The sequence below is a fragment of the Solwaraspora sp. WMMA2080 genome (assembly GCF_027497395.1).
Classification (GTDB): Bacteria; Actinomycetota; Actinomycetes; order Mycobacteriales; family Micromonosporaceae; genus Micromonospora_E.
Genome location: NZ_CP114910.1, coordinates 276,707 through 303,439, shown reverse-complemented (window position 1 = coordinate 303,439; position 26,733 = coordinate 276,707). Strand labels below are relative to the sequence as shown.

The following is a 26,733-nucleotide window of genomic DNA, read 5'->3' as shown; positions in this document are numbered from 1 at the left end:
CTGCCGTCACCGGTCGGCGCCCAGGTCGTCCTCGGTCGGGTCCTCGCCCCGGTCCAAAGCGTTCCACGCATCCAGCGTCGACCGGGTAGACCGGCCACCCGCACCGGTCACCCGGCCGTCGGCACCCGGACCGGACCCGGCACCACCGGGCCCCGCCCCACCAGACCCGTCACCACCGGGCCGGCTTCGCTCGTACCGGGCGCCCATCGCCGGCCAGTGCCGGGAGCGCAGCGCGGTGACCAGCCCACCGGCGGCGAGCAGCACCGCACCGATCACCGTCGACGCCGGCCACTGCGGGGCCGACACAGTGCTGTCCGTCGTCGGACCGGTCGGACCGGCACCAGCGACCAGCACCGTCAGCCCACCGGCCGCCAGCGCCACGCCGAGTGCCGCGAGCAGCGCGCCGACCAGCCGCCGGGCCAGCCCTCGGGTGGCCAGCACCGCGCCGGTGCCGGCCAGTCCGACCAGGGCGACGGCCGGCAGCCACGGCAGCACGTCGGCACCGGTGCGGGCCACCTCGACCGCCGGCAGCGGCGCCGGACGCCCGGTCACCTCGACCGCCCAGTCCCGTCCAGCGGCGTACATCACCAGGCCGGCTCCGGCCAGACAGGTGACGGCGGTGCCGGCGAGGGCCCGCCCCGGCGCGGCGGACATGCCCGGACCGGTCACCGGGCCGGACGCAGCGTCTCGGCGGCGGCGATCGCGACCAGCACCGCCGCTGCCTTGCTCTGCGTCTCCCGTTCCTCGGCGGCCGGATCCGAGTCCGCCACGATCCCCGCGCCGGCCTGCACGTAGGCGCGGCCCCGGCGGATCAGCGCGGTCCGGATCGCGATCGCCATGTCCAGGTCGCCGCCGAACCCGAAGTAGCCGACGGTGCCGCCGTACAGGCCACGTCGGGTCGGCTCCAACTCCTCGATGATCTCCATCGCCCGGACCTTCGGCGCACCGGACAGGGTGCCGGCCGGGAAGGTGGCCGCCAGCGCGTCGAACGCGGTCCGGTCCTCGCGCAGCTCGCCCACTACCGTCGACACGATGTGCATCACGTGGCTGTACCGCTCGACGGTGGCGAACTCGGGCACCTCGACGGTGCCCGGCCGGCAGACCCGGCCGAGATCGTTGCGGCCCAGGTCGACCAGCATCACGTGCTCGGCACGTTCCTTCGGATCGTTGAGCAGCTCGGTGGCGAGGGCGGCGTCGACCTGCGGGGTGGCGCCCCGCCGCCGGGTGCCGGCGATCGGGTGCAGCATCGCCCGCCGGGTGCCGCCGGCGGTGACGGTGACCTTGAGGTGCGCCTCCGGCGAGGAGCCCACCACGTCGAAGTCGTCGAACCGCAGCAGGTACATGTACGGGCTGGGGTTGGTCGCCCGCAGCACCCGGTAGACGTCCAGCGGGTCGGCGGAGGTGTCCCGCTCGAACCGCTGAGCCAGCACGATCTGGAAGCACTCGCCGACCCGGATCGCCTCCTTGGCCTCCTCGACCGCCTTGGGGTACGCACCCGCGGCGGTGCGGCTACGGGCCGCCGGCCCGGGCGCGGCGGGCGCGTCCATCATCGACACCATCGGCGGGTTGGGCCGGGACAGCGCGGTCGTCATCGCGTCGAGCCGGCCGATCGCGTGGTGGTAGGCGGCTGCCGCAGTGACCGGGTCGGCCGCCGCTGGCAGGACCGCGTTGGCGACCAGGATCGCCGTACCGTCGAAATGGTCGAGCACCACCAGGTCGGTGGCGAGCAGCAACCCGAACTCGGGCAGCGCGAGATCGTCCTCGGTGTGCTCGGGGATCCGCTCCAACCGGCGGACGAAGTCGTAGCTGAGGTAGCCGACCAGGCCGCCGGTCAGCGGCGGCAGGCCGCCGCCGACCGGGTCGGTGTCCGGGGCCGGCCCGGTCAACGCGGCGACGGTCGCCCGCAGCACCTCGACCGGGTCACCCTCGGTGGGCACCCCGTCGGGCGGATCGCCGAGCCAGTGCGCACCGCCAGCTGACTCGGTGAGCGTCGCCGCGCTGCGTACCCCGATGAACGAGTAGCGCGACCAGGCGGTGCCGGCCGACCCGGCACCCTGTTCGGCGGATTCCAGCAGGAAGGTGCCGGGTCCGCCGGCGAGCTTGCGGTACACCCCGACCGGGGTCTCGCCGTCGGCCAGCAGCCGTCGGGTGACCGGCACCACCCGACGCTGCCGGGCCAGGGTCTGAAAGGTCGGCTCGTCCGGGCTGACCGTACCGGTGATCATCGATTCTCCTGAGGGTCGGCGATGGTGCCGGTCACCGGCAGCTCGTCGAAGAAACAGTTACCGGCCCCGGTGTGGCAGGCGGCGCCGACCTGCTCGACCGTGACCAGCACCGCGTCGCCGTCACAGTCCAGCCGCACCGACCGCACGTACTGGTGGTGCCCGGAGGTGGCGCCCTTGACCCAGTATTCCTGCCGGCTGCGCGACCAGTAGGTGGCCCGGCCGGTGGTGAGGGTGCGGTGCAGCGCCTCGTCGTCCATCCACGCCATCATCAGCACCTCGCCGCTGCCGTGCCGCTGCACGATGGCGGCGACCAGGCCGTCGGCGGTGCGGCGCAGCCGGGCGGCGACGGCGGGATCGAGCGCGGAGCTCCGCGGCGGGTCGCCGGGCGCGGGCCGCCGGGCGGTGGTCGGTGGGCCGGCTGCCGATTCATCTGGTACGGACACAGTGCCCGATTGTTCCGTACGCCCCGACCGCTGTGGCGCGGCCTCCGGCGTGCGGTGTCGTGAGCCCGACAGCGGTCGGCCGGAATCGACGGTTCGGGGGCTGTGCCGGTACGGCTTCCGGAGTACCTTGGCTGTGCGCCGCCACGGTCCAGGTCTGCGGGCACATCCACTGCCCGGCGGGCCCCGGCCCCGGTGCCCGCCGATCGCACCTTCCGCTCAGGGTTACTGCACCTGGGCCGGTGGTCTGTGTCTGCCGGGCCTGTCGGCTGTGGCCGGCGCAGCGAGTCGGCGCACCACCCAGCACCACGCCCGTGCGGACGGCTCCGGTCACACCGGGACCGGGTCGCCCCCGCCGAAGCGGACGGAGGATCAGCAATGCAGCCCACCCCCACCCCTGCACACGCCGGGCCGGTGAAGCCGGAGGAGACCGGCGCAGGTTCGGGTCCCGTGCACGGCACCCCGGTGCCGACGCCCCGAACCGCCTTCGACGACAACCCGATCAACGAGGCGACGACGGAGATCCCGATGATCGTGCCGAAGCCGGCCGACCGCAACGGTCCGAGCCCGTTGCCGCCGATCGCCACGCAGCTGCTCGGTGGCGGCGCGGCCGTCCCCGACGCACCCGAGCACCAGCAGTCGGCTCAGCAGGACCCGGCGGAGTCCGCGGCGACAGCGCCCGCCGGGGCAGCGGGAGACCCCGACGGCCCGGCGGGCGGCCCGGCCGACGGCGAGGACGACGGCGAGGACGACGACCGGGGCGCGCCGGCTGCCGCGACGGCGGTGGCCCAGGACGAGCCGCCGGCACCAGTATCCGGCCAGCCGGACGACCAGGCAGACGACCAGGCGGACGACGACCCGACGTCCGGGCAACGGGCGGGGACCGACGCCGAGTCGGACGGGGAGGATTCCGGGCCGGTCGACCAGGACGCCGCAGCCGCCGGTCAGGAGAGGAACGGCGACGGGGATCCGACCGCCGGCCCGGATGGGCAGGCCGACCCGGTTGACGACGAGCGGTCGGGCCCGACGGCCGGGGCGGATGACGACCCGGCGGACGACGAGGAGACCGTCACCGCGCACGGCGACGCCGGCGATCTGTTCTACGCCGCCGACGACGGCTTCGACGAGGACGACGACGAGGAGTTCGACGACGAAGACGAGGATGCGGACGAAGACGACGACGAGGACGAGGACGAGGAGCAAGCTGCCATGCTGACCACAGTCGAGGAGCCGACCGGCCCGGCGGCCGGGCACGACGAGGAGCCGGTAGCGGTCCGGCCGGCGCGGCCGGGTGACGTGACGCTGCCGCCGATCACCATCTGGACCGAGGACGCCGCCGACGAGCTACGCGACGAGTGGCACGAGATCAAGGCCCGGTTCGTCGACGAACCGGAGGTCGCCCTGGCGCAGGCTCAGTCGCTGGTCGGGCACACCGTCCGTACGCTGGCCGAGCGGCTGCTGGCCGAACAGGTCGAACTTGACCCGCACCGGCACAACGAGACGCCGGACACCGAGTCGATGCGGATGGCGTTGCGGCAGTACCGGGAGTTCCTGGACCGGCTACTCGCGATCTGACCCTGTGGGTGGTGTGGGACGGGTGGTCCCGTCCCACACCACCCACAGGTCGGCGTCCCGCAGCGCCCGCAGCCCGGCGTTACGGCGTGGCGGTCCGCCGCACCTCGCTGCGGCAGGCGTCGATCTGGTAGTCCAGGACGGTGAGGTTGTGTGCGCGGTGAGTCCGACCCGCCCTGCGGCCTCGCTGACAGTCACCGTGCGTTCCATTGACGATTCCACGCGGTCCAGGATCGCAGCCCTACGGCGCTGGCGGCCACCACCGCGACCGCCGGCCACCACCGCGGCTGCCGTCGCCCATGGACCAGCCGAGGTAATTCAACTATCGTTGAGTTCATCAGATGATGAATTTCTTCGGAGGCAGCCATGGACCCCGTCGTCGAGGTCACCGACCTCGTGGTCGACCGCGGCCGACGCCGCGTTCTGCACGGCGTCTCGTGCACCGTCAGCAGCGGCAGCGTCACCGGACTGCTCGGTCCGAGCGGTAGTGGCAAGAGCACGCTGATGCGGGCCGTCGTAGGCGTGCAGACTGTCCGGTCCGGACAGGTCCGGGTGTTCGGCCGACCGGCCGGGGCACCGCAGCTGCGGCGTACCGTCGGATATCTCACCCAGGCGCCGAGCGTCTATGCCGACCTCACGGTCCGGGAGAACGCCCGGTACTTCGCCGCCCTGTACGGCCTGCCGGCGGCCGACGCCGACCAGGCCGTGGCGGACGTCGGGCTCGCCGCAGCCGCCCGACAGTTGGTGGCCGACCTGTCCGGCGGCCAACGCAGTCGCGCCTCGCTGGCCTGCGCGCTGGTCGGCCGCCCGGAACTCGTCGTGCTCGACGAGCCGACCGTCGGCCAGGACCCAGTGCTGCGGGCCGAGCTGTGGGCCCGGTTCCACGCCCTCGCCGCCGCCGGCACCACCCTGCTGGTCTCCAGCCACGTGATGGACGAGGCCGGCCGGTGCGACCGGCTGCTGCTGATCCGCGACGGTCGGTTGATAGCCGACGACACCCCGGCGGCGATCCGCGCCGCCGCCGGCACCGACGACCTGGACGAGGCCTTCCTGCGGCTGATCCGCGACCATCAGACCACCGACCCGAGCCGAGGAGCAGACCGGTGAACCCGAGGATTCTGGCCGTCACGGTCGGCCGCGTGCTGCGCCAGCTGCGCCACGACCGGCGTACCGTCGCGCTGCTGGTCGTCGTACCGGCGCTGCTGTTGACCCTGCTCTACTACATGTACGGCGACCAGCCCGCCACCGGCGGGCAGCCGGCGCTGTTCGACCGGGTCGCGCTGATCATGCTCGGCGTCTTCCCGTTCGTGATCATGTTCCTGGTGACCAGCATCGCGATGCTGCGCGAACGCACCAGCGGCACCCTGGAACGGCTGCTCACCACCCCGCTGGGCCGGCTGGACCTGCTGTTCGGCTACGGCATCGCGTTCGGGCTCGCGGCGGCGGTGCAGGCCACCCTGGCCAGCGCTGTGGCGTACTGGCTGTTCGACCTGTCCACCGCCGGCAGCCCGGCGTTGGTGATCGCGATCGCGGTGCTCGACGCGCTGCTCGGGGTGGCGCTCGGCCTACTGTGCAGCGCCTTCGCCCGCACTGAGTTCCAGGCCGTACAGTTCATGCCGGTGGTGGTGATCCCACAGCTGCTGCTCTGCGGGCTGTTCGTCGCCCGCGACGAGATGGCCGGCTGGCTGGAGGCGATCAGCAACGTCCTGCCGCTGTCCTACGCCGTGTCGGCGTTGACCGAGGTCGGGGCGCATCCGGAGCCGACCGCGACGCTCTGGCGTGACCTGACCGTGGTCGCCGGGGCAGTGGTGGCCGCGTTGGTCCTCGCCGCCGCGACGCTGCGCCGCCGCAGCGGCTGAACCCGACGCGACAGGAAGCGGTACCGATGGCACGACGCACCGGGCGACGACCGGGCAACCCGGACACCCGCGAGGCGATCCTGACCGCCGCCCGGCAGGTCTTCGGCGAACGTGGCTTCGACCAGGCGTCGGTGCGCGCGATCGCCGCGGCGGCCGGTGTCGACCCGGCGCTGGTACACCACTACTTCGGCACCAAGGACAACCTGTTCCTGGCCGCGATGGATGCGCCGGTCGATCCGGGTGAGCTGCTTCCGCAGGCGCTTGCCGGCGGGCCCGACGAGGTCGGCGAACGGCTGGTCCGGCTGGTGCTGGGGGTCTGGGACTCGCCGGCCGGGGTGGCGGCCCTGGCGCTGCTGCGGTCGGCGTTGACCAACGACTGGACCGCCCGGCTGATGCGCGAGTTCGTCACCACCCAGATCATCCGGCGAGTGCTCGGCCAGCTCGACATCGAACCGGCGGAGCTGCCGATCCGGTCCGCTCTGGTCGCCTCGCAGATGGCCGGTCTGCTGGTGGTCCGGTACATCCTGCGGTTGGCACCGCTGTCCACCATGGTGGCCGATGAGGTGGCCGCAGCGGTCGGTCCGACGATCCAGCGCTACCTGACGGGGCCGCTGACCACAGCAGCCGGGGCGGCCGAGACGACGCCGGGCTGAGTCTGCTGCCCCGCGTCAGGCGGCGGCCGGTGGGGCGCAGCGCCGGCAGAGCACCGGGTGCAGCAGGCGGGCGAGTTCGGCGCGATCACGGACCGGGGCCGGGAAGGCCAACCGGGCGCGCGGCCCGTGCGGGCCGAGCGCGACCACGAAACCGTACCGGTCCATCCGGACGACCTGCGGATCCCCGGCCAATGACCGGTGACCGGCGTCGCGCAACTGCCGGCGGATGAACGCGGTCATCTCGGCCCGGTGGTGGTCGGCGAGGTCGGCGAGCAGCTCCGACTCGACGGCGCCGATCGGGTCGGGCTCGGCGGCGGCGTACTCGTCCGGGTCGACGTCGATCGTGACGCCACAGCGTTCCAGCCGGACCTCGGCCACCTCCATCCTGAAGATGGTGGCCCCCCGGCCGATGTCGAGCAGGTCGGGGCAGGCGTGCACGTCGGCGAAGTCCAGTGCGGCCATCCGGGCGGGGGCGCCGTCGAGTGGGCCGACCCAGCCGGACACCCAGACCCGGCCGTGCGTCGGCGAACCGGCCACCGGCGGTACGTCGGCCACCTCCAGCACCACGGCGGTGTCGTCGGTGCCGGCGACGGGTCGCAGCGCGCTGTCGAGCAGATCGGACCCGGCGGCGAGCAGCAGGATCCGCCCCATCGGGTCGGTCGCGTGCCGTACGGCGTGCGGTCCGGGGCGGCAGGCGACGTGCGCCATGCCGGGCAGCCGGCCGGATGCCATCGTCCGGGCGATCTCCGCGGGACTGGGCTGCATGACACGGACCTCCGAGATCAGTTAGGCTCACCTTAGTGAGGGCAGGCTAACCTACTGAACCGGAGACGTCCACGTGAACCACCCACGACCCAAGGCGCGCATCTCCCGCGCCCTCGGCATCCCGCTGACCCGCAAGTGCACCCGGTACTTCGAGCGGCGGCCGTACCCGCCCGGCGTGCACGGCCGCGCCCGCCGCAAGCCCTCCGACTACCAGGTGCGGCTGCTGGAAAAGCAGCGGCTACGGCACCAGTACAACGTCAACGAGACCCAACTGCGGCGCGCGTTCGACGACGCGGTACGCGGCACCGGCAAGACCGGCGAGGCTCTGGTCACGCTGCTGGAGCGACGCCTCGACGCGATCGTGCACCGGGCCGGCCTGGCCCGCACCATCTACCAGGCACGGCAGCTCGTCGCCCACGGCCACTTCACCGTGGACGGTCACAAGGTGGACCGGCCGTCGTACCGGCTGCGCCCGGGTCAGCTGGTCCAGGTCCGGGAACGCAGCCGGACCAAACCGCCGTTCCAGATCGCCGCCGCCGGGGCGCACGCCGGCGACGGGCCGGGGGCGCCGTACCTGTCGGTCAGCCTCACCGAACTGACCGCGACCCTGATTCGCGAGCCCGCCCGCCGCGAGGTGCCGATCATCTGCGACGAGCAGCTGGTCGTCGAGTTCTACTCCCGCTGACCCCAGGGCGCCGTACCTGCCGGCCCGGTGGCCTGCCTGGCGGGTTCGGCGCGGAGCCGGCGGTCACCGGGTCTGCTCCAGCCAGGAGGCGAAGAGCCGACCGTAGACCGACTCCGGATCGGCGAGCAGTTCCTCGTGCGGGCCCCGCTGTACCACCCGGCCACGGTCCATGACGATCACCTCGTCGGCCGCCTGGGCGGTGGACAGCCGGTGCGCGATCGCCACCGTGGTGCGACCCCGGGTGACCGCCTCCAGGGTCCGCTGCAGCCGTACCTCGGTCGCCGGGTCCACCGCGCTGGTCGCCTCGTCGAGCACCAGCAGATCCGGATCCGCCACGTAGGCCCGGACCAGCGCCACCAGTTGCCGCTCACCGACGCTGAGCGCCTCGCCCCGCTCACCCACCGCAGTGTGCACCCCGTCCGGCAGGCCCGTCACCCAGTCGGCCAGCCCCAACTCCGCGAAGGCGGCGGTCAGCTGCCCGTCGGTGAGCTCCGGGCGGGCGAACCGGACGTTCTCGGCGACCGTCGCGTCGAACAGGAAACCGTCCTGCGGAACCATCACCACCCGGGACCGCAGCGACTCGAACCGGACCCGGTCGAGCGGTACGCCGGAAAGCTTGACCTGCCCGGACACCGGGTCCATCAGCCTGGTGAGCAGCTTCGCGAAGGTCGTCTTGCCGCTGCCGGTCTCGCCTACCACCGCCACCCGGGTCTTCGCCGGGATCTCCAAGGCCACCTCGGAGAGCACCGGCGGCCCGCCCGGGTAGGCGAAGCAGACCTGCTCGAACCGCACGTCCAGCGGCCCGCCGGGCAGGTGCACCCCGTCGGCGCCCGGGTCGGCCACATCCGGAGCGACGTCCAGCACGTCGAGCACCCGCCGCCAGCCGGCGATCGCGTTCTGCGCCTCGTTGAGCACCTCGGTGGCGATCTGGACCGGCTGAATGAACAGGGTCACCAGGAACAGGAACGCGGTGAGCTGGCCGACGGTCAGTCCGCCGTCCACCCCCATCCGGACGCCGACCACCACCACCCCGGCCAATGCCAGGCCAGCGGCGATCTCCCCGGTGGAGAAGCTGACCACGCTGGTCCGCAGCGCACGCTGCTGGGCGCGGCGCTGCCCTTCGATCGCCTCGTCCAGCCGACCGGCGGTGCGTCGGGACACGCCGTACGCCCGGATCACCGCCGCACCGACCACGCTCTCCGCGACCGCGGCGAGCAGCGCGCCGGTGCGTTGACGGACCACGCCGTACGCGGCCGCGAGCCGACGCTGGAACGCCCGGATGATCAGCAGCGCGGGAACGAAGGCGGCGAGGACCACCAGGGTCAGCTGCCACGAGTAGACCGCCATCACGGCAGCGGTCACCACCACCTGACCCATGCTGATCAGCAGGATGACCCCGCCCCACTGCAGGAACTGGGTGATCTGGTCGACGTCGCTGGTGACCCTGCTGACCAGCGAACCGCGCCGCTCGGACTGCTGGTGCAGCATGGACAGGTCGTGCACGTGCCGGAACGCACGGGTCCGCACGGCGGCGAGCGCGGTCTCGCTGACCGTGAACAGTCGGCGCACCATGAAGTAGCCGCAGATGGTCGTCACGACCAGCACGGCGGTGGTGGCCGCGACGATCGTGCCCACCACTTCGAGATCGGGGCCGCCCGGCGCGCGCAGGCCGTTGTCGATGGCCTGCTGGACCGCGACCGGGATGGCGGCCCGGCCGATCATCGACACCAACGCCAGCAGCAGGGTGCCGGCCAGCCCGGTCCGCAGCTCCGGGGAGAGCGCCAGCCCGCGACGCATCGTCTGCCAGGTCGACTCGGGTCTGCCTGCCAGCGGGCCGGCGGCCGACCCGCCCGACGGGGCAACGGGGTCGCCTCGACGCTCGCGGTCGGACCGGTCGACGGTGGGCGCACTCACGCGACCACCTCCGCCGCCCGCGCCGGACCACCGCCGGGATCGCCGTCGCCGCTGGCGGTGCCGGTGCCGGACCGGGTCCGCTCCCGCTCCGCTTCCGCCTGCTCATACGCGGTGACCAGGTCGTTGTAGCCGGGGCAGCGGGCCAGCAGCTGCTGATGCGTGCCGTGGTCCACCACCCGGCCCTGGTCGAGGTAGACCACCTCGTCGGCGAGGGCGATGGTGGCCCGCCGGTACGCGACGATCAGGATCGACGTGGCGATCTCGGAGTTGCGCAGCGCGGCCAGGATCGCCGCCTCCACCCGGGGGTCGACGGCGCTGGTCGCGTCGTCGAGCACCAGCAGCCGGGGCTGCCCGGCCAACGCGCGGGCCAGGGTGAGCCGCTGCCGCTGACCGCCGGAGAGTGTGGTGCCGCGCTCACCGACGACGGTGTCCAACCCGTCGTCGAGCGCCGCGACGAACCCGTCCGCCTCGGCCAGCCGCAGCGCCGACCAGGCCACCTCGTCGGTCAGCCCTGGCCGGTCCAGGGTGACGTTCGCCCGGACCGTGTCGTCGAAGGCGAACGGCACCTGGGCGACCAGGGAGACCGTGCGGGCCAGCGAGCCGGCGGTCAGCCAGGGCAGTTCGACGTCGTCCAGCATGACCCGGCCTGCGGTGGGGTCGACCAGCCGGGCGGCCAACGCGGCGATGGTCGATTTACCGGCTCCGGTCGGCCCGACCAGAGCCACGGTCCGCCCGGCGGGCACGGTGAACGAGACGTCGCGCAGCACCGGCGGCAGCGCGGCGTCGGCGCCGGGCACGGTGACCGCGGTCCGGTCGACGGGCTGGTCGGCCGGGGCCGGCGCGGTGGGCTCGCCGACCGGGGGTCGGTAGCTGAACCAGACCCGGTCGAAGACCAGACTCGCCGGGGTGGCGGCGGCGGGCAGTTCGGTGTCGCCGTACGGCATCTCGCCGGTGGCGGTGAGCACGTGCCGCACCCGGTCCCATCCGGCGACGCTGCGCGGCAGCTCGGCCAGCACCCAGCCGATCGCCCGGACCGGGAAGGCCAGCACGGTGAACAGGAACGCGACGCTGACCAGGTCGGCCACGCTCACCGCGCCCTGCCGCAGCCGGGCGGCACCGACCAGCAGTACGGCGAGGGTGCCGAGGCTGGGCAGGGTCTCCAGCAACGGGTCGAACAGCCCGCGCAGCCGGCCGACGGAGATCAGCGCGTCGCGCAGCTCGACCGCCCGGCCGGCGAACCGGGCAGTCTCCTGGGCCTCCCGCCCCATGGTCTTGACCACCAGGGCGCCGTCGAAGCTCTCGTGCGCGATCCCGCTGACCTCAGCCCGCAACTGCTGCGCCCGGACCTGCCGGGGCGCCATCCGGCGGGAGTAGACCACGTTGAGGGCGAACAGCGCCGGGAACACCGCCAGCCCGACCAGTGCGAGCACCCAGTCGGTGGCGAACAGTGCGGCGATCGCCGTGACCAGCATCACCACCGTGCCGACGGCGAACGGCAACGGGGCGACCGGGAACCAGGTCGCCTCGACGTCGGAGTTCGCGTTCGACAGCAGGGTGCCGGTGGGGTGCCGCTGGTGCCAGGACATCGGCAGGTCGAGGTAGCGACGGGTGACCCGGCGGCGGTAGCTGGCCTGCAGGCGGTACTGCATGAAGCCGGCGCCGAGCCGCCGGCCGAAGATGCCCACCACCTTGACCACGCTCACCGCCAGCAGGGCCGCCGCGCCGGCTCCGAGCAGGCCGGTCTCCACCCGCCCGGACTCGATCGACGGGACCACCACCTCTCCCACGATCGCCCCGACCACGTACGCGCTGGCGATGGTGAGCAGCCCGAACACGACGCTGCCGCCGACGCCGACGGTGAACAGCCCTGGCTGCTCGCGGATGCCCTGGCCGAGCACCCACAGGCCGCGGAGCAGGACGTCACGGCTTGTTCGATTGGCCACGCTACCCCCGACTGTAAGTCCTGATCATCAAATCTCGTCCTTACCGACCCACAATGCCAGCGGGGTACGACGACTGTGGCCACCGACACAGCACGCCCCCCGGCGCCGGCACCTGGCCCCGTACCGCAACGTCGACTTGCTCGGCACGACGTCCGTCGCGCGCCTAGGATCGGGTCATGGCGCGGTTCGCACAGATGGAACGTCATGCCCTGGCCGACCTGTTCCTTGCCGTTGGTCCGGATGCCCCTACGGTGAACGTCGGGTGGACCACCCGGGATCTCGCCGCGCACCTGATCGTCCGGGAGCAGCGGCCCGACGCGGCAGCGGGCATCTGGCTGCCGCTGCTGCGCGGCTACAGCGAACGGGTCCGGCTCGAACTGGCCGCCCGATCCTTCCCGGACCTGGTACGGATGGTCCGGCAGCCACCGGCGTGGAGTCCGGTGAGCAACCGAATCACCGACGAGGTGGTCAACCTGATGGAGTTCTTCATCCATCACGAGGACGTCCGCCGCGCCCAGCCGGACTGGCAGACCCGGGACCTGCCGCCCGGCGAGCAGGCCGCACTGTGGAAGCGCGTCTCGGCGCTGACCAAGCTGCGGCTGCGCAGGTTCCCCGGCACGGTCACCGTCGTCGCCGACGGCTACGGCGACGTGGCGACCGGGACCGGGACCGGGACCGGCGGGGACCAGGTGTCGATCAGCGCCCCACCCGGGGAACTGGTGCTCTTCCTGACCGGCCGGCAGCGGGTGGCCCGGGTCCAGATGGACTGCGCCGCCCCGGTCGAAGAACGATTGCGTAACGCCCGCTTCGGCTTCTAGCGATGATCCTCGTCGCGGCCCGCCCGGACCGCGATGATGATCATACCGGCACGCCTTCCCTTCCCTGGGCGGCCGGCTGGAGGCCGTATGCGCGCGTTCGCACCGACGTCCGTGGTCGCCCCACCGTTCCGGCCCCGTGCCAGCCCGTACCGGTCGACGCTCGCCCGGGCATCGGCGAGCTGGGCGGACCGGCACGGGCTGACCGCCGATCCGCAGCGTGTCGCCCGGCTGCACCGCGCCAACGCCGCCGAGCTGGCCGCCCGGGCCGCGCCCGACGCGGACATCGACCGGGTGCAGCTGCTCAGTGACCTGATCACCTGGCTGTTCGCCCTCGACGACCGGTGTGACGAGGACGGGCTCGGCACCGACCCGGGCCGGGTCGCACCGGTGATCAGCCAGTTGATGCGCGCACTCGACGGACCCGGTGCGACGCCACCGACCGACCCGGACGATCCGGCCGAGCGGTCGCCGCTGACGCTGACCCTCGAGGATCTGTGCCACCGGATCCGCCGGCTGGGCCGGCCCGGGGTCCTGCTTCGGTTCACCGCTTCGCTGCACCAGTACCTCTTCGCGCTGCTCTGGGAAGCCGGCAACCGCCAGCAGGGCCGGGTGCCGGCGGTCGCCGAGTACATCCAGATGCGCCGGCACGCCGGCGCGGTACTGCCCAGTTTCGCGCTCACCGACCTCGCCGAAAGCGGACTGCCGCATTCCCGTCACCGGGTTGACCCGAGGCTCGCCAGACTGAACACTGTGGCGGCGGATCTGGTCTGCTGGTGCAACGACCTGTTCTCGTACGGCAAGGAACATGGCCAGGATCCCCACAACCTGGCCACCGTGATCGCCCACGAGACCGGCCACGGTCCGGCGGCGGCTCTGGCCACCGCCGCCGAACGGTTCAACGACGGTCTCGCGCTGTTCCTCCGGCTGCAGGCCGAGGTGCTGACCGACGCGCCGCCGTCGGTGGCCCGCCTGGTCGCGACGCGACGAAACTGGATCCGTGGCACCTACGACTGGTCGGTGAACTCCAGCCGGTACCAGCCCGGGTGACCGCCGTCGCCGACGACGGCCCCGGCATGCCGCACAGGCTGGTCCTACGTGGCGTCTCAGGGGCCGGCTCCACCGGTCTGGGTCTGGACATCGCCCGCCGGGCCGCGCAGGCCAGCGGTGGTCGGCTCGAGCTGGCCGACGGCTCCCCCGGCGCGGTGGTGACGCTGCGGTTCGGGCCGCCCACCGGCGGCTGAGCCAGCCCGGCCCGTTCGGTTCAACCCCGCTTTGTCGACGACGCAGCGTGCCGCTATCCGGCGACGGGCGAACCTTTGGTCGTACCACGACGACAGGAGGTTGGAGATGGCCAGCAGACCGATGATCGTGATGATCGGGCTGGGTGCGGTCGCCGCGCTCGCCGTCGCGGGCACCGCGCTCGGCGCGGCGGCCCAGGACGTGACCGGCGGTGCCGGGTCACCCAGCCCGGCTGTGGTCGCCAGCGAGTCGGGACAGGAAACGACTTCGGTACCGCGTACCGGCACGGACGGCCGGCCGATCTGGGAGGTCGAGGTCGTAGCCGACGGGCGTCGAGTGGGACCTGGACATCGATCGGGTGACTGGAGACATCGTCAAGGTCGACCGCGACGACGATGACGACCGCCGGGATCGCTGAGTGGCGGTCCGGGCCGGTCGGCCGGCCGCCGGGACGAGGTGCCGCCCGTCCCGGCGGCCGGACGGATCAGCCGATCGGTGCGGGCAGCAGCGGCGGACGCTGGGTCAGCGTCGGCACCGCAGTCAACGTCGGGCGTGGGGTCAGCGTCGGGCGTGGGGTGAAGGTCGGGCGTGGGGTGAGGGTCGGGATCACGGTCGGATTGACGGTCAGCGTCGGTACCGGAGTGATGATGTTCCGGAACAGCACGTAGAGCAGCAGGTTCGGCGAGCCGGGCCCGGGGTTGACCACCACGTTCGGCGTGGCGAGCCGCAGGATGAAGGCGGTCACCTGCGCCGGGGTGTAGTTCGGGTACGCCTGCAGCACCATGGCGGCCGCGCCGGCCACGTGCGGGGCGGCCATCGAGGTGCCGCTGATCGTGTTGGTAGCGGTCGGGCTGGTGTGCCAGGCCGAGGTGATCTGCGATCCGGGCGCGAACAGGTCCAGGCAGCGTCCCCAGTTGGAGTACGGTGCCCGGTTGTCGTTGCGGTCGGTGGCCCCGACGGTCATCGCGGCGGTCACCCGGGCCGGCGAGAAGTTGCAGGCGTCGGCGTTCGAGTTGCCGGCCGCCACCGCGTAGCTGACGCCGGAGGCGATCGAGGCGGTCACGGCGCTGTCCAGCGTGGCGCTGGCCCCGCCGCCGAGGCTCATGTTCGCCACCGCCGGTCGGCCGGCGGCGTTGGTGGTGACCCAGTTGACGCCGGCGAGGACCCCGGCGACGGTCCCGCTGCCGGAGCAGTTGAGCACCCGGACGGCGACCAGCCGGACCTGCTTGGCCACTCCGAACCTGGTGCCACCGACCGTACCGGCGACGTGGGTGCCGTGCCCGTTGCAGTCCGCCGACGTGCCGCCGAACGCGTCGTACCCGGGGACGGCCCGGGGGCTGAGGTCGGTGTGGTCGAACCGGATGCCGGTGTCGATGATGTACGCGGTGACCGTCGAACCGGTGTTCGGGTAGGTGTAGGAGCGGTCCAGCGGCAGGTAACGCTGGTCGATCCGGTCCAGACCCCAGGACGGCGGGTTGACCTGGGTGCCCGCCAGCGAGACGGTGTGGTTCTGTTCCACGTACGCCACGGACGAGTGCGCCGCCAGGCGACGGGCGGCGGCCTCGGAGAGTTTGATCTCGAAGCCGGTGAAGGCGGTCTCGTACAGCCGGTTGACCACACCACCGTAGGTGCCGGCGAGGGCGGCGGCGCGGGTCGCGATCCGGGCGGTCCGCGTGGTGCGGGAGCCGCTCACCGCGCTGGCCTTCAACGTGACGATGTAGCTGCCCGTCACCGCGGTGGCGCCACCCGCCTGGCGGATCTCGCCGGTGGGTGCGGCCGCGGCCGGCGGGGTGACCGTGATGGTGGCGACGGCCGCCGCCACGACCAGTACCAGGGCCCGCCGGACGTGCGTGCGCAAGGGTGTCATCTCCGTCCTTCCTTCGATCTTTGATCCACAGCGGAGCGCCCACTGCGGACAGATGAACGATCGACGATGCCGATCGGACCGATCGTAGGTCGGAGCTGATTGACAGTTTCCTATATCTCTTCGGTCATACTACTCGCAGTATGCATACGACTACCCTCAGCACTGTCACCATTCGGCGGTAGCAACGGGTGCGACCCCCGGGCGCTGGGGTGCCCGGGGGCCGCGTGCACTGCTCGACTCGTCGGATCGGTCAGCTGATCACCGGATCAGTTGACCACGAAGAGCAGGCGGTTCGGCGAGCCGGAGCCCGCATTGGACACGACGCCGGTGGTGGCGTTGCTGACCAGGTAGCTGGCCACCTGGGACGGGCTGTAGGAGGGGAACCGGCCGAGCACCAGAGCGGCGGCACCCGCCACGTGCGGGGAAGCCATCGAGGTGCCGCTGATGGTGTTGGTCGCGGTGTTGCTGTTGTACCACGGTGCGGTGATCGACGAACCCGGCGCGAAGATGTCCAGGCAGGAGCCGTAGTTGGAGTACGACGCGCGGGCGTCGCTGCTGGTGGTGGCGCCGACGGTGATCGCGCTGGAGACCCGGGCCGGCGAGTAGTTGCAGGCGTTGGCGTTCGAGTTGCCGGCCGCCACCGCGTAGCTGACGCCGGAGGAGATGGAGTTCGCCACCGCGCTGTCCAGCGTGCTGCTGGCCCCGCCGCCGAGGCTCATGTTCGCCACCGCCGGCTTCACCGCGTTGGCGGTGACCCAGTTGACCCCGGCGACGACCCCGGCGATGGTGCCGCCGCCGGAACAGTTGAGCACCCGAACGGCGACCAGCCGGACGCCCTTGGCCACCCCGTACGCGCTGCCGCCGACCGTACCGGCGACGTGGGTGCCGTGTCCGTTGCAGTCCGCCGACGTGCCGCCGAACGCGTCGTAGCCGGCGCGGGCCCGCCCACCGAAGTCGTTGTGCGTGGTGCGGATGCCGGTGTCGATGATGTACGCGGTGACGTTGCTTGCCGTCGTGGGGTAGGTGTAGGCGTTGTTCAGCGGCCGGTTGCGCTGGTCGATGCGGTCCAGACCCCAGGACGGCGGGTTGTTCTGGGTCGCGGCGAGCGACACGGTGTGGTTCTGCTCCACGTACGCCACGGACGAGTGCGCGGCGAGCCGGCGAGCGGCCGACGGCGACAGCCGCGCCTCGAAGCCGTTGACCGCGGCGCCGAAGACACGGTTGACGGCACCGCCGTACTGTCCGGCGAGGCTGTCGGCCCGGTCGGCGACGGCGACCGCGCGGGCCGCGTCATTCCGGGCCGCGACGGCGGCGTCGGTGAACACCACGATGTAGCTGCCCGCGACCGCGGTGGCCCCGCCGGCGAGCTTGATCTCCCCGGCCGGAGCGGCGGCCGCCGGGTTGCCAACCAGCGCGGTGGCGACGGCGGCGGCGCAGCCGGCCAGCAGCAGCCGGCGGCCGGTGGTACGAAGAACGGTCATCCCTGTTCCTTCCTGGATGCGGACACCCGCGTCGGCTTGTGGCCGTCTCGGTCGCGGGCGGGCGATCGGGATATCGATCGATGGGATCGTATGCAGGAGCGTAGGCAGGTTTATATATCGATATCCCTATACCGCCGACGCATGGTTTGCGGTGCCCGGCGCCGGCCCGGGCCGCCGACCCCGAAGCCGGGCACCGCCGCCGGACACCGCCGGGCACGGGCGAACCAGCCCTTGACGAGGAACGGCACCGCGAGACCTGGCCGGGTTTGCCGCGCTGGGCGACGCTTGGGGCTAGCCGAAAGCCGACCCTGGCACTACTGTTCGGTAACACAGAATTTACGTGACGGCGCTCACTATCACATATGCGGAGGCGACGGACCCGATGGCTCTCGACGTCCCATACCGGTCGATTCCCGACATGTTTCTGCAGCGGGTGGCTGCCACGCCGGACCGGAACGCGATCGCCGGACCGGCCCCCGGCGACTCCGGCCTGACCTGGATGACCTGGGCCGAGGTCGCCGGCCGGACCAGGGCGATCGCCGCCGGCCTGTACGGGCTGGGCGTCGGCAACGAGGACCGGGTGGCCATCCTGGCCAACACCCGGATCGAATGGGTGCTGGCCGATCTGGGCATCATGTGCGCCGCCGGCGCGACGACCACCGTCTACCCCACCACCGAGCCGGCCGACGCGGCGTTCATCGTCGGCGACTCCGGCTCGAAGATCCTGATCGCTGAGAACCGCGCCCAGGCCGACAAGATGGTTGGCGCGGACCTGCCCGCGCTGACCCACGTGGTGCTCATCGACGGAGCAGCCGACCCCGCCGCGACGGTCCCCCAGCTCACCCTGGCCGAGCTGGAGGAACGCGGCGCCCAGGCACTCGCCGAGGAACCCGGCCTGATCGAACGGATCGCCACCACCATCGAGCCGGAGCACCTGGCCACCCTGATCTACACCTCCGGCACCACCGGGCGGCCCAAGGGCGTCGAGCTGCTGCACCGGGGCTGGTGCTGGGAGGCTGTCGCCCAGTCCCAGCTGGGCATCATGAACCCCGACGACCTGCAGTACCTCTGGCTGCCGCTGTCGCACTCGTTCGGCAAGACCCTGCTATGCAGCATCATCCACGTCGGACTTCCGACCTACGTGGACGGCCGGGTGGACAAACTGGTCGACATGTTGTCGGTGGTCCGGCCCACGCTGATGTGCGCCGCCCCGCGGATCTTCGAAAAGGTCTACAACAAGGCGGTCACCACAGCACAGGAGGCCGGCGGCGCCAAGGCCCGAATCTTCGACTGGGCGGTCGGCGTCGGTCGCCAGCGGGTCGCCCGGCAACAGGCCGGCCGGCCGGTGTCGGGTGGGCTGAAGCTCAAGTACGCGATCGCCGAGAAGCTGGTCTTCAGCAAGCTCCAGGCCCGCCTCGGCGGGCACATCAACGCGCTGGTCTCCGGTTCGGCGCCGCTGAGCCCGGACATCGCCGAGTTCTTCGCCGCCGCCAACCTGCCGATCTGCGAGGGCTACGGGCTGACCGAGGCGAGCGCGGCCAACTTCGTCAACCGGCCGGTCCAGATCAAGATCGGCACCGTCGGGCAGGCGCTGGGCGACCTGGAGTGCCGCATCGACGAGGACGGCGAGGTGCTGCTGCGCGGCGCACCGGTGATGCGTGGCTACCACAACCTGCCGGCGGAGACCGCCGAGGCGTTCACCGCCGACGGGTTCTTCCGCACCGGCGACATCGGCAACCTCGACGACGAGGGCTTCCTGACCATCACCGACCGCAAGAAGGACCTGGTCAAGACGTCCGGTGGCAAGTACGTGGCACCGTCGCACATCGAGGGCCTGTTCAAGGCGGTCTGTCCGTACACCTCGCAGGCGGTGGTGATCGGCCAGGCCCGCAACTACTGCACCATGCTGGTCACCCTGGACCCGGACGCCATCACCGGATGGGCCGCCGACGGACCGCTGGCCGGCCGACTGTACGCCGAGATCGTCGCCTCGCCCGAGGTGCACACTCTGGTGGCGGGCTACGTCGCCGAACTCAACGCCAAGCTCAACCGGTGGGAGACAATCAAGAAGTTCGCTATCCTCAGTCGGGATCTGACCATCGAGGACGGCGAGATGACGCCGTCGCTCAAGATCAAACGCCGGATCGTGGAGAACAACTTCGCCGCCGAGATCGACCGGATGTACGCCGGTCAGCTCGCCGAAATCTGACCGTGGGGTCGGGCACCAGCCGCCGTCAGGCGATCATAGCGGGTTCCCGCCACTGGCGGCGGCTGGTGCGGTCAAGGTCGTAGCGCACGGCGGCGATCCGTCGTACCGCATCGGTCAGCACCGGCACCGGCAGGGTGAACGGCAACCGCAGGAACCGCTCCAGGGTGCCGTCGATGCCGAACCGGGGACCAGGGGCCAGTCGTACCCCGGACTCCTCAGCCGCCCTGGCGAGCGCGCTGGAGATCGGGCCGTCCAGCTCCGCCCAGAGGGTCACCCCGCCGTGCGGCACGGTGACCCGCCACTCGGGCAGCACGCTGGCCAGCTCGGCGAGCAACGCGTCCCGCTGGGCGGTGAGCTGCGCCAACCGGGCCGGCACGATGGTGTCCGCAGCGGCCAGCAGGTGGACCCCGACCAGCTGGTCCAGCACCGGACCGGCCATGTCCACCCCGACCCGCAGCGCGGCCAGTCGCTGCACCAACGGCGCCGAGGCCCGCACCCAGCCGATCCGCAGCCCACCCCAGTAGGGCTTGCTCATCCCCCCGACGGAGATCACCCGGGAATGCCGGTCGAAGACCGCGGTAGGCGGCGGCACCGGGGTGCCGTCCAGCGGCAGGTCCACGAACGACTCGTCGACCACCAGGTCGGTGCCGCTGGCGTGGGCCGCCGCGACCACCCGCTCCCGCAGCGCTGTCGACATCAGGTGACCGGTCGGGTTCTGGAACTCGGGGATCAGGTAGGCCAACCGGGGCCGGTCCTGCCGGATCGCGCCGAGCAGCAGGTCGGCGTCCCACCCGTCGCCGTCGGTGGTCGCCAGTCCGTGGGTGGCGATCCGGGCCCGGCGGGCGGCGAGCGCGGCGAGCGCGTTCGGGTAGGTGGGCGACTCGACCAGCACCGGCGCGCCGGCTGGCAGCAGCAGCCGTAGCACCAGGTCGAGGGCGTGCTGGGTGCCGCTGGTCACCATGATCTGTTCCGCGCTGGTGGGCAGACCACGCCGGGTGTAGCCCTGGGCTACCGAGGCCCGTAGCTCGGCAAGCCCGGTCGGGTAGTAGCCGGCGTGCTGCAGGTAGCGGGGCAGGTCCTCGGCGGCGGCCCGGGCCGCCGGCACCAGCTCGGGCGGGGCGGCCAGCGCCGCGTACCCCAAGTCGATCATGTCGGGGGCGGTCTCCGCAGTCCACAGCCCGGAGCTGGCGACCTGGTGGCCGCTGGGCAACGTGGTCCAGCTGCCGGCTCCCCGGCGGCTGGTCAGGTGGCCGGTCTCCCGCAGGCTGCGGTACGCGGCGGTGACGGTGGTCCGGCTGATCCGCAGCGCCTCGGCCAGTTCCCGCTCGGCCGGCAGCCGTACGCCGAGCGGCAGCCGCCCGTCAGCGAGCAGGCCGCGGACCGCCCCGGCCAACGCGGCGTAGTCCGGGTTGCGCCGCCGGCCGGGCAGGGCATGCCACTGGCCGAGCAGCCGGGCCAATTGGCTCCCCCGCACGATCACCGCCATAACCAGTTGCCTCCAATTGGCCGTACCGCCATCGCCGATTGGACTTCAGAGTGGCATGCATGACCAGAATTGGCAACGGCGGTGGACTCCGCTGCAGACCGGATCCCAACCCCGGTCACCATCCCGGCGGCCGCCCCGGCCGCCACCCGGGTCGGCGACTGCCCCGGCGGCTCGGACAGCTCTACGCCGGCCTCACCCTGTACGGCGTCAGCATGGCGCTGATGATCGAGTCGGATCTCGGGCTGAACCCGTGGGACGTCTTCCACCAGGGGTTGACCCAGCTGACCGGGCCGAGCTTCGGGACCGTCACGGTGCTCGTCGGCGGCGCCGTGCTGCTGCTGTGGATACCGCTGCGGCAGCGGCCCGGCCTCGGCACGGTCAGCAACGTGGTGGTGATCGGCGTCGCGGTGGACGCTGGCCTCGCACTACTGCCGGCACCGACGCACCTGCCGGTCCGGGGCACGTTCCTGGTCGCCGGGATCGTGCTCAACGGCCTGGCCACCGGCCTGTACATCGGGGCGCGGATGGGCCCCGGCCCCCGGGACGGGTTGATGACCGGCTGGGTGGCCCGGCACCCGCGCAGCTCGGTCCGGCTGGTCCGCACCGTGATCGAGCTGACCGTGCTGGCGTGCGGCTGGCTGCTGGGCGGCACCGCCGGGCTGGGCACCGTGCTCTACGCCGTCGGCATCGGACCGCTGGTGCAGTTCTTCCTGCCGCTGTGCACCGTACCCACCGACGCAGCCGCGCCCGACAGAACCGCGCCCGAGCCGGTCCCGGCGGTCAGTCATCCGGTGGACGGTAGCTGACACCGGCCCGGTCCAGCCGGCGCAGCTGCCCGGTCAGCCGGCTACGGAACTCCGCCCACACCCCGGGCGGGACCGCGCCGGTGTCGTCGGTCGGCACCGGTCCGGACCAGCCCACCTCGGCCAACGCCGCCAGCCGGGGGAAGGCCCGCCACCACACCCGCTGCTCGGTGGGCAGGTACTCGCTCCACAGCTGCCCCTGCACCCCGAGCACGTCGCCGGGCTGGAACCCGTACACCGTGCGCAGCGGCAGCACCCCGGCGATGGCCAACGGCTCGGCCGGATCGTCGGACTCGGCCCAGTCGAAGTACGTGTGGCTGTACGGCGCGGCGACCACCGGCAGACCGGCGGCCCGGGCCGCGTCGATCCGGTCGATGCCCCGCCAGGCGAAGACGGTGGCCCCGGCCGGTGCACCCCGGTCGAGCAGTTCGTCCCAGACTGCAGTCCGCCGGCCGTGGCCCGCCAGATGCTCGGCGAGCCGCCCGGTCCACCAGCCCTGCAGGTCCGCCACCCGGGGCAGGCCGAGTTCGGTGGCACGAGCGACGGCCGCCGGGTTCGCCGCCCACTCGGCGGTCGGCACCTCGTCCCCGCCGACGTGCACGTACTCGAACGGGAAGACCTCGACCACCTCGTCGAGGATGTGGTGCACGGCGGCCAACGTGGCCGGTTCCAGGTTGAGTACGTGGGTGGAGATCCCCCAGGTCGTCCCGACTGCCAACTGGCGGGTCGGATCGTTGCCGAACTCGGGATAGGCCGCGATCGCCGCCTGGGCGTGCCCGGGCAGGTCGATCTCCGGCATGATCCGCACGCCGCGCCGAGCCGCGTACGCCACCAGGTCACGCAGCTCCGCCTGCCGGTACCAGCCACCGTGCGGCACCCCGTCACTGCGGCCGTCCCGGAGGTGACCGGCCGGCGACGCCACGCGGAACCCGCCCACCTCGGTCAACCGGGGGTACCGCCGCACCTCGAACCGCCAACCCTGGTCATCGGTCAGATGCAGGTGCAGGGTGTTGAGCTTGTGCATGGCCAGCACGTCGACGTAGCGGTAGAGCAGCGGCAACGGGTGGCACCAGCGGGCCACGTCGAGCAGCGACCCCCGCCAGGGGTACGCCGGCACGTCGACGATCTCCACCATCGGCAGCCGCCACGGCACCCCGGTGACCGGGCCGGCCGCGTACACCTGCTCGGGCAGCAACTGCCGCAGCGTCTGCACCGCCCAGCGCAGCCCGGCCTCGGCGGCGGCCACCGCCCGGACCCCGGCCGGGTCGACCCGCAGCCGGTAGCCCTCGGCACCGAGCTCGGGATCATCGCGCACCAGCAGGCTGATCACGCCATCGCCGGGTGCCCCGACCGGCGGCAACGGCAGCCCGGTCGCCGGGGTGAGCAGCTCGCGCAGCAGGTCGGCGACACCGACCGGCGCGCACACGCTGGTCGCGGCATCGAGGGCGAAATGCCCGGCCTCACGGATCAGGTGGGTGGGACGTGGCAAAAGCATGTCCACAGCCAAGCACAGGAGTTCCGCCCGCGCGCCCGGCGCGGCATCATGGGCAGATGATGGACGAGGGGTGGGCTTGGTCGGACGCGTGGATCTTCGTCTCGGCGGTCATCGCGGGCAAGGTGGGTCGGCACCGCAGGTCGCCGCTGAGTCGTCGACCCGAAGGGGTACGTCTGGTCGACGTGCTCGCCACCGCCGAACACCTCAACCAGGCGATCCCCACCCGGGAAGAAATAGAGACCGGGGTACGCCGACTGCTCGGTGCCGACCTGATCTCGGTCAGCGACGGCTGGTTCCTGGTGACCGAGGCCGGGGAACAGCTGTGGCGGGACCGGCCACGCAGCGGTCTGACCACCACGGTGGACAGTGTGCACGGGGTGCTCGACCAGCGGTACGCCGCCACCGAGGCCGAGTGGCGGCTGGACGACCAGGACCACGCCGCCGCGATGCTCGAATACACCGGGCGTTTCCTGCCGCCGGTGCCCCGGCGTTCGGTGGAGAACTCCGCCGCCGCCCAGCAGGGCCGGGCCTGACCTCGGGCGGGTCGACGGGGTCGGCTACGGCGGTCAGCGCACCGGGTGGCCGGCGTCACGCAGCTCCTGTTTGACCGCGCCGATGGTCAGCTCGCCGAAGTGGAACACGCTCGCGGCGAGGACCGCGTCAGCCCCGGCGGCCACCGCCGGTGGGAAGTGCGCGGTGGCACCGGCACCGCCGCTGGCGATCACCGGTATGTCGACCACCGCCCGTACCGCAGCGATGAGCTCGACGTCGAAACCCGCCTTGGTGCCGTCGGCGTCCATCGAGTTGAGCAGGATCTCACCGGCACCCAGTTCGGCCCCGCGCCGCGCCCAGGCCACCGCGTCGATCGCGGTCCCCCGCCGACCGCCATGGGTGGTCACCTCGAACCCGCTCGGCGTGTCGCCGCTGGCGACCGTCTCCCGCCCGGCGCGGCGTACATCCAGGGACAGCACCAGCACCTGCCGGCCGAACCGGTCGGCGACCTCAGCGATCAGACCGGGACGGGCGATCGCCGCGGTGTTCACCCCGACCTTGTCCGCCCCGGCGCGCAGCAGCGTGTCCACGTTCTCCACCGAACGCACCCCGCCGCCGACGGTGAGCGGGATGAACACCGACTCGGCGGTCCGGCGGACCACGTCCAGCATGGTGCCGCGGGCGTCGGAAGAGGCGGTGACGTCGAGGAAGGTCAGCTCGTCCGCTCCGGCCGCGTCGTAGGCGGCGGCCAGCTCGACCGGATCCCCGGCGTCGCGCAGGTCGACGAAGTTGACCCCCTTGACCACCCGGCCCGCGTCCACGTCGAGGCAGGGGATCACCCGGACCGCGACGCTCACCCGGAAACCTCCGGGCGACCGGCGTCGCGCAGCGCGGCGAGCGCCTGCGCGACGCTGAACGCGCCCGCGTACAGCGCCTTGCCGGCGATCACACCCTCCACCCCGGCCGATTCCAGCGTGGCAAGCGCCCGCAGATCATCCAGGGTGGAGACGCCGCCGGAGGCGATCACCGGCGCGTCGGTCCGCGAGCACACCTCACGGAGCAGGTCCAGGTTCGGTCCCCGCATGGTGCCGTCCTTGGTGATGTCGGTGACCACGTACCGCGCGGCCCCGGCCTTGTCCAGCCGTTCGAGGATCTCGAACAGGTTGCCGCCGTCACGGGTCCAGCCTCGGGCGGCCAGCGTACGGCCACGCACGTCCAGGCCGATCGCCACCCGGTCGCCGAACTCGGCGACGATCCGGTCGCACCAGACCGGATCCTCCAACGCGGCGGTGCCGATGTTGACCCGGGCCGCGCCGGTGCCCAACGCGGCGGCGAGCGACTCGTCGTCGCGGATCCCGCCGGACAACTCCACCGCCACGTCGAGCTGCCGGACCACCTCGGCGAGCAGATGGGCGTTGCTGCCGCGGCCGAAGGCGGCGTCGAGGTCGACCAGGTGGATCCACTCCGCCCCGTCACGCTGCCAGGCGAGCGCCGCCTCCAGCGGATCACCGTAGGAGGTTTCGCTACCGGCCGCGCCCTGGACCAGGCGGACGGCCTGGCCGTCGGCGACGTCGACAGCGGGAAGCAGGGTCAGGGTCACGGATCGTCTCCTCGAAGATGGTGGGTGTCAGGTCCGTCGGCCGAGTGCGATGACCACGACGGCGGGTGCCACGAGCAGCAGTACGGCGATCAGCAGCAGGCGCAGCGCCATGTCGGGCACGGCCAGCCAGACGACCGCCAGCGCCGCCACGGTCAGCACTGCGATCCCGGCGCGTTCGGCGCGGCTGCGCCGGATGAACAACCGCCCGGTGCGCCCGCCCGGCCGGCGTGGGGTGAGCCGGCGCAGCGCGGACCGACGACGCTGCCGGCGGGCGCTGGTCCGGGCCCGGGCGGCCCGCTCGCGTTCCGCCTCGGCCAGCCGGGCGGCCCGGCGGCGGGCCCGTTCCTTGCTCACCGGTCCTCCCCTCCCGTCGTGGTCGGCGCAGTCAGCATGGCCAGCCAGTTGCCCAGCAGGGTGGCCCCGGTCTGGCCGGACTTCTCCGGATGGAACTGCGTCGCCGACAGCGCACCGCGTTCGGCGGCGGCCACGAAGCGGCCCCCGTGACCGGTGGTGGTGACCAGGGCGCCGGCGGCGGTCAGCTGATCGACGGCGAGCGCCGCGTAGGAGTGCACGAAGTAGAACCGGGCGTCGGCGGGCTGCCCGGCGAACAAGGTGCTGCCGGCCGGCGCGGCGACGGTGTTCCAGCCCATGTGCGGCACCCGCTCGGCGGGCAGCCGGCGAACCCCGCCGGGCAGCAGGCCGAGCCCTTTGGTGACCACCCCGTGCTCCTCGCCGTACTCGAAGAGGATCTGCATGCCGACGCAGATGCCGAGCACCGGGCGTCCCTCGGCGACCCGCCGGCCGATCACCGGCGCCGCGCCCAACTCGTCGAGGCCGGACATGCAGGCCGCGTACGCGCCGACACCCGGCACCACCAGCCCGGCGGCGGCGTCGGCCGCGGCCAGGTCGGCGGTCACGGTCACCTGGGCACCGGCCCGGGCCAGTGCGCGTTCGGCGGAGCGCAGATTGCCGGAGCCGTAGTCGAGCACCACGACGGCCGGCGGTGGCGTGGCCATCAGTCACCTCCGGGTAGCAGCCAGAACACACCGGCGGCGACCGCCAGCAGGGCGAGCCCGGCGGCCAGGCCGACGGCACCGCGCCCGGCACCCTGACGATGCAGCGACCAGGCACCACCGACCAGCACCCCGGCCAGCGCGAACAGCGCTACCGGCAGGAAGCTGTCCACG

At 72.6% G+C, this 26,733-nt stretch carries 26 protein-coding genes and 1 pseudogene; 12 read left to right on the top strand and 15 right to left on the bottom strand.

Annotated features, from left to right (window positions below; translation table 11 throughout):
* Positions 1-6: 6 nt before the first annotated feature.
* Genes O7543_RS01390 through hisI form a run of 3 tightly spaced genes read right to left on the bottom strand, consistent with a single transcriptional unit; the run spans position 7 to position 2,668 of the window.
* Positions 7-654, bottom strand: a complete 648-nt coding sequence (locus O7543_RS01390) for a Trp biosynthesis-associated membrane protein (RefSeq protein ID WP_281550558.1) — start codon at positions 652-654, stop codon at positions 7-9.
* Between the two features lie 11 nt (positions 655-665).
* The gene (locus tag O7543_RS01385; RefSeq protein WP_281550559.1) at positions 666-2,225 is read right to left on the bottom strand and encodes an anthranilate synthase component I; all 1,560 of its coding nucleotides are present in this window, start codon (positions 2,223-2,225) and stop codon (positions 666-668) included.
* Positions 2,222-2,668 (bottom strand): phosphoribosyl-AMP cyclohydrolase, encoded by a 447-nt coding sequence (hisI, locus tag O7543_RS01380; RefSeq protein WP_281550560.1) that lies wholly within the window; start codon positions 2,666-2,668, stop codon positions 2,222-2,224. Before hisI ends, O7543_RS01385 begins: the two co-directional genes overlap by 4 nt.
* Before the next feature lie 375 nt (positions 2,669-3,043).
* Between hisI and O7543_RS01375 the strand changes: the two genes are divergently transcribed.
* From O7543_RS01375 to O7543_RS01360, 4 genes are all read left to right on the top strand, one after another.
* Positions 3,044-4,240, top strand: coding sequence for a hypothetical protein (locus O7543_RS01375; RefSeq protein WP_281550561.1), 1,197 nt, complete (start codon positions 3,044-3,046; stop codon positions 4,238-4,240).
* Positions 4,241-4,603: 363 nt separating this feature from the next.
* Positions 4,604-5,344: an ABC transporter ATP-binding protein gene (locus O7543_RS01370; RefSeq protein ID WP_281567307.1), complete on the top strand. Its 741-nt coding sequence runs from the start codon at positions 4,604-4,606 to the stop codon at positions 5,342-5,344.
* Positions 5,341-6,096: an ABC transporter permease gene (locus O7543_RS01365; protein WP_281550563.1), complete on the top strand. Its 756-nt coding sequence runs from the start codon at positions 5,341-5,343 to the stop codon at positions 6,094-6,096. The genes O7543_RS01370 and O7543_RS01365 overlap by 4 nt, the downstream gene beginning before the upstream one ends.
* A 26-nt stretch (positions 6,097-6,122) precedes the next feature.
* On the top strand, positions 6,123-6,749 hold the full coding sequence (locus tag O7543_RS01360) for a TetR family transcriptional regulator (RefSeq protein WP_281550564.1): 627 nt from the start codon (positions 6,123-6,125) through the stop codon (positions 6,747-6,749).
* Positions 6,750-6,764: 15 nt separating this feature from the next.
* On the opposite strand, the gene O7543_RS01355 is transcribed toward O7543_RS01360, so the two are convergent.
* Positions 6,765-7,514, bottom strand: a complete 750-nt coding sequence (locus O7543_RS01355) for a DUF2470 domain-containing protein (protein ID WP_281550565.1) — start codon at positions 7,512-7,514, stop codon at positions 6,765-6,767.
* A 73-nt stretch (positions 7,515-7,587) separates the two neighbouring features.
* Between O7543_RS01355 and rpsD the strand changes: the two genes are divergently transcribed.
* Positions 7,588-8,199 (top strand): 30S ribosomal protein S4, encoded by a 612-nt coding sequence (gene rpsD / locus O7543_RS01350; RefSeq protein WP_281550566.1) that lies wholly within the window; start codon positions 7,588-7,590, stop codon positions 8,197-8,199.
* Between the two features lie 63 nt (positions 8,200-8,262).
* On the opposite strand, the gene O7543_RS01345 is transcribed toward rpsD, so the two are convergent.
* Both O7543_RS01345 and O7543_RS01340 read right to left on the bottom strand, forming a co-directional pair.
* On the bottom strand, positions 8,263-9,996 hold the full coding sequence (locus O7543_RS01345) for an ABC transporter ATP-binding protein (RefSeq protein ID WP_281555625.1): 1,734 nt from the start codon (positions 9,994-9,996) through the stop codon (positions 8,263-8,265).
* A gap of 113 nt (positions 9,997-10,109) precedes the next feature.
* Positions 10,110-12,056 carry an ABC transporter ATP-binding protein gene (locus tag O7543_RS01340; protein ID WP_281550567.1) on the bottom strand — a complete coding sequence of 649 codons (1,947 nt, stop codon included), beginning with the start codon at positions 12,054-12,056 and terminating at the stop codon, positions 10,110-10,112.
* A 176-nt stretch (positions 12,057-12,232) separates the two neighbouring features.
* Here O7543_RS01340 and O7543_RS01335 point away from each other — a divergent pair, with 176 nt between their 5' ends.
* The 4 genes and pseudogenes from O7543_RS01335 to O7543_RS01320 all read left to right on the top strand — a co-directional run bounded on the left by O7543_RS01335 (position 12,233) and on the right by O7543_RS01320 (position 14,512).
* Positions 12,233-12,874 carry a TIGR03085 family metal-binding protein gene (locus tag O7543_RS01335; RefSeq protein ID WP_281550568.1) on the top strand — a complete coding sequence of 214 codons (642 nt, stop codon included), beginning with the start codon at positions 12,233-12,235 and terminating at the stop codon, positions 12,872-12,874.
* Positions 12,875-12,961: 87 nt separating this feature from the next.
* Positions 12,962-13,921 carry a terpene synthase family protein gene (locus O7543_RS01330; protein ID WP_281550569.1) on the top strand — a complete coding sequence of 320 codons (960 nt, stop codon included), beginning with the start codon at positions 12,962-12,964 and terminating at the stop codon, positions 13,919-13,921.
* Positions 13,922-13,926: 5 nt separating this feature from the next.
* Positions 13,927-14,115: pseudogene (locus O7543_RS01325) on the top strand (ATP-binding protein); the annotation flags it as partial.
* 106 nt (positions 14,116-14,221) lie between these two features.
* Complete coding sequence (locus tag O7543_RS01320; RefSeq protein WP_281550570.1) at positions 14,222-14,512, top strand: hypothetical protein; 291 nt, start codon at positions 14,222-14,224, stop codon at positions 14,510-14,512.
* An 85-nt stretch (positions 14,513-14,597) separates the two neighbouring features.
* Here the strand turns inward: O7543_RS01320 and O7543_RS01315 are convergent, their stop codons facing one another.
* Positions 14,598-15,980: a S8 family peptidase gene (locus tag O7543_RS01315; RefSeq protein WP_281550571.1), complete on the bottom strand. Its 1,383-nt coding sequence runs from the start codon at positions 15,978-15,980 to the stop codon at positions 14,598-14,600.
* Between the two features lie 266 nt (positions 15,981-16,246).
* On the bottom strand, positions 16,247-17,461 hold the full coding sequence (locus tag O7543_RS01310; RefSeq protein ID WP_281550572.1) for a S8 family peptidase: 1,215 nt from the start codon (positions 17,459-17,461) through the stop codon (positions 16,247-16,249).
* A 382-nt stretch (positions 17,462-17,843) separates the two neighbouring features.
* Between O7543_RS01310 and O7543_RS01305 the strand changes: the two genes are divergently transcribed.
* Positions 17,844-19,670, top strand: a complete 1,827-nt coding sequence (locus O7543_RS01305; protein ID WP_281550573.1) for a long-chain fatty acid--CoA ligase — start codon at positions 17,844-17,846, stop codon at positions 19,668-19,670.
* Between the two features lie 25 nt (positions 19,671-19,695).
* Here the strand turns inward: O7543_RS01305 and O7543_RS01300 are convergent, their stop codons facing one another.
* Positions 19,696-21,156, bottom strand: a complete 1,461-nt coding sequence (locus tag O7543_RS01300; RefSeq protein WP_281550574.1) for a PLP-dependent aminotransferase family protein — start codon at positions 21,154-21,156, stop codon at positions 19,696-19,698.
* Between the two features lie 59 nt (positions 21,157-21,215).
* Here O7543_RS01300 and O7543_RS01295 point away from each other — a divergent pair, with 59 nt between their 5' ends.
* Positions 21,216-21,962 carry a hypothetical protein gene (locus O7543_RS01295; RefSeq protein WP_281567306.1) on the top strand — a complete coding sequence of 249 codons (747 nt, stop codon included), beginning with the start codon at positions 21,216-21,218 and terminating at the stop codon, positions 21,960-21,962.
* Here the strand turns inward: O7543_RS01295 and O7543_RS01290 are convergent.
* Positions 21,937-23,454, bottom strand: coding sequence for a beta-N-acetylhexosaminidase (locus O7543_RS01290; RefSeq protein ID WP_281550576.1), 1,518 nt, complete (start codon positions 23,452-23,454; stop codon positions 21,937-21,939). The two genes, O7543_RS01295 and O7543_RS01290, sit on opposite strands and share 26 nt — an antisense overlap.
* 56 nt (positions 23,455-23,510) lie before the next feature.
* On the opposite strand from O7543_RS01290, the gene O7543_RS01285 reads away from it, so the two are divergent.
* Positions 23,511-23,987, top strand: a complete 477-nt coding sequence (locus O7543_RS01285) for a hypothetical protein (RefSeq protein ID WP_281550577.1) — start codon at positions 23,511-23,513, stop codon at positions 23,985-23,987.
* Positions 23,988-24,020: 33 nt separating this feature from the next.
* Here O7543_RS01285 and hisF read toward each other — a convergent pair whose 3' ends face one another.
* From hisF to O7543_RS01260, 5 genes are read right to left on the bottom strand one after another with little or no spacing between them, the layout of a single operon-like run.
* Positions 24,021-24,803, bottom strand: coding sequence for an imidazole glycerol phosphate synthase subunit HisF (hisF, locus tag O7543_RS01280; RefSeq protein WP_281550578.1), 783 nt, complete (start codon positions 24,801-24,803; stop codon positions 24,021-24,023).
* Positions 24,800-25,546 carry a bifunctional 1-(5-phosphoribosyl)-5-((5-phosphoribosylamino)methylideneamino)imidazole-4-carboxamide isomerase/phosphoribosylanthranilate isomerase PriA gene (priA, locus tag O7543_RS01275; protein ID WP_281550579.1) on the bottom strand — a complete coding sequence of 249 codons (747 nt, stop codon included), beginning with the start codon at positions 25,544-25,546 and terminating at the stop codon, positions 24,800-24,802. The genes hisF and priA overlap by 4 nt, the downstream gene beginning before the upstream one ends.
* A 27-nt stretch (positions 25,547-25,573) precedes the next feature.
* Positions 25,574-25,900, bottom strand: coding sequence for a hypothetical protein (locus tag O7543_RS01270; protein ID WP_278170174.1), 327 nt, complete (start codon positions 25,898-25,900; stop codon positions 25,574-25,576).
* A complete protein-coding gene (gene hisH / locus O7543_RS01265) occupies positions 25,897-26,562 on the bottom strand; it encodes an imidazole glycerol phosphate synthase subunit HisH (protein ID WP_281550580.1) in 666 nt (221 codons plus the stop codon). Before hisH ends, O7543_RS01270 begins: the two co-directional genes overlap by 4 nt.
* Complete coding sequence (locus O7543_RS01260) at positions 26,562-26,732, bottom strand: hypothetical protein (RefSeq protein WP_281550581.1); 171 nt, start codon at positions 26,730-26,732, stop codon at positions 26,562-26,564. The genes hisH and O7543_RS01260 overlap by 1 nt, the downstream gene beginning before the upstream one ends.
* Position 26,733 lies beyond the last annotated feature (1 nt).

What these genes read in the sequence shown, in the direction of transcription:
- O7543_RS01390 (WP_281550558.1), bottom strand. Translation starts at nt 654, where the DNA reads ATGTCCGCCGCGCCGGGGCGGGCCCTCGCCGGCACCGCCGTCACCTGT.
- O7543_RS01385 (WP_281550559.1), bottom strand. Translation starts at nt 2,225, where the DNA reads ATGATCACCGGTACGGTCAGCCCGGACGAGCCGACCTTTCAGACCCTG.
- O7543_RS01375 (WP_281550561.1), top strand. Translation starts at nt 3,044, where the DNA reads ATGCAGCCCACCCCCACCCCTGCACACGCCGGGCCGGTGAAGCCGGAG.
- O7543_RS01370 (WP_281567307.1), top strand. Translation starts at nt 4,604, where the DNA reads ATGGACCCCGTCGTCGAGGTCACCGACCTCGTGGTCGACCGCGGCCGA.
- O7543_RS01360 (WP_281550564.1), top strand. Translation starts at nt 6,123, where the DNA reads ATGGCACGACGCACCGGGCGACGACCGGGCAACCCGGACACCCGCGAG.
- O7543_RS01355 (WP_281550565.1), bottom strand. Translation starts at nt 7,514, where the DNA reads ATGCAGCCCAGTCCCGCGGAGATCGCCCGGACGATGGCATCCGGCCGG.
- O7543_RS01345 (WP_281555625.1), bottom strand. Translation starts at nt 9,996, where the DNA reads ATGCGTCGCGGGCTGGCGCTCTCCCCGGAGCTGCGGACCGGGCTGGCC.
- O7543_RS01335 (WP_281550568.1), top strand. Translation starts at nt 12,233, where the DNA reads ATGGCGCGGTTCGCACAGATGGAACGTCATGCCCTGGCCGACCTGTTC.
- O7543_RS01330 (WP_281550569.1), top strand. Translation starts at nt 12,962, where the DNA reads ATGCGCGCGTTCGCACCGACGTCCGTGGTCGCCCCACCGTTCCGGCCC.
- O7543_RS01320 (WP_281550570.1), top strand. Translation starts at nt 14,222, where the DNA reads ATGGCCAGCAGACCGATGATCGTGATGATCGGGCTGGGTGCGGTCGCC.
- O7543_RS01315 (WP_281550571.1), bottom strand. Translation starts at nt 15,980, where the DNA reads ATGACACCCTTGCGCACGCACGTCCGGCGGGCCCTGGTACTGGTCGTG.
- O7543_RS01310 (WP_281550572.1), bottom strand. Translation starts at nt 17,461, where the DNA reads ATGACCGTTCTTCGTACCACCGGCCGCCGGCTGCTGCTGGCCGGCTGC.
- O7543_RS01305 (WP_281550573.1), top strand. Translation starts at nt 17,844, where the DNA reads ATGGCTCTCGACGTCCCATACCGGTCGATTCCCGACATGTTTCTGCAG.
- O7543_RS01300 (WP_281550574.1), bottom strand. Translation starts at nt 21,156, where the DNA reads ATGGCGGTGATCGTGCGGGGGAGCCAATTGGCCCGGCTGCTCGGCCAG.
- O7543_RS01295 (WP_281567306.1), top strand. Translation starts at nt 21,216, where the DNA reads ATGACCAGAATTGGCAACGGCGGTGGACTCCGCTGCAGACCGGATCCC.
- O7543_RS01290 (WP_281550576.1), bottom strand. Translation starts at nt 23,454, where the DNA reads ATGCTTTTGCCACGTCCCACCCACCTGATCCGTGAGGCCGGGCATTTC.
- O7543_RS01285 (WP_281550577.1), top strand. Translation starts at nt 23,511, where the DNA reads ATGATGGACGAGGGGTGGGCTTGGTCGGACGCGTGGATCTTCGTCTCG.
- hisH (WP_281550580.1), bottom strand. Translation starts at nt 26,562, where the DNA reads ATGGCCACGCCACCGCCGGCCGTCGTGGTGCTCGACTACGGCTCCGGC.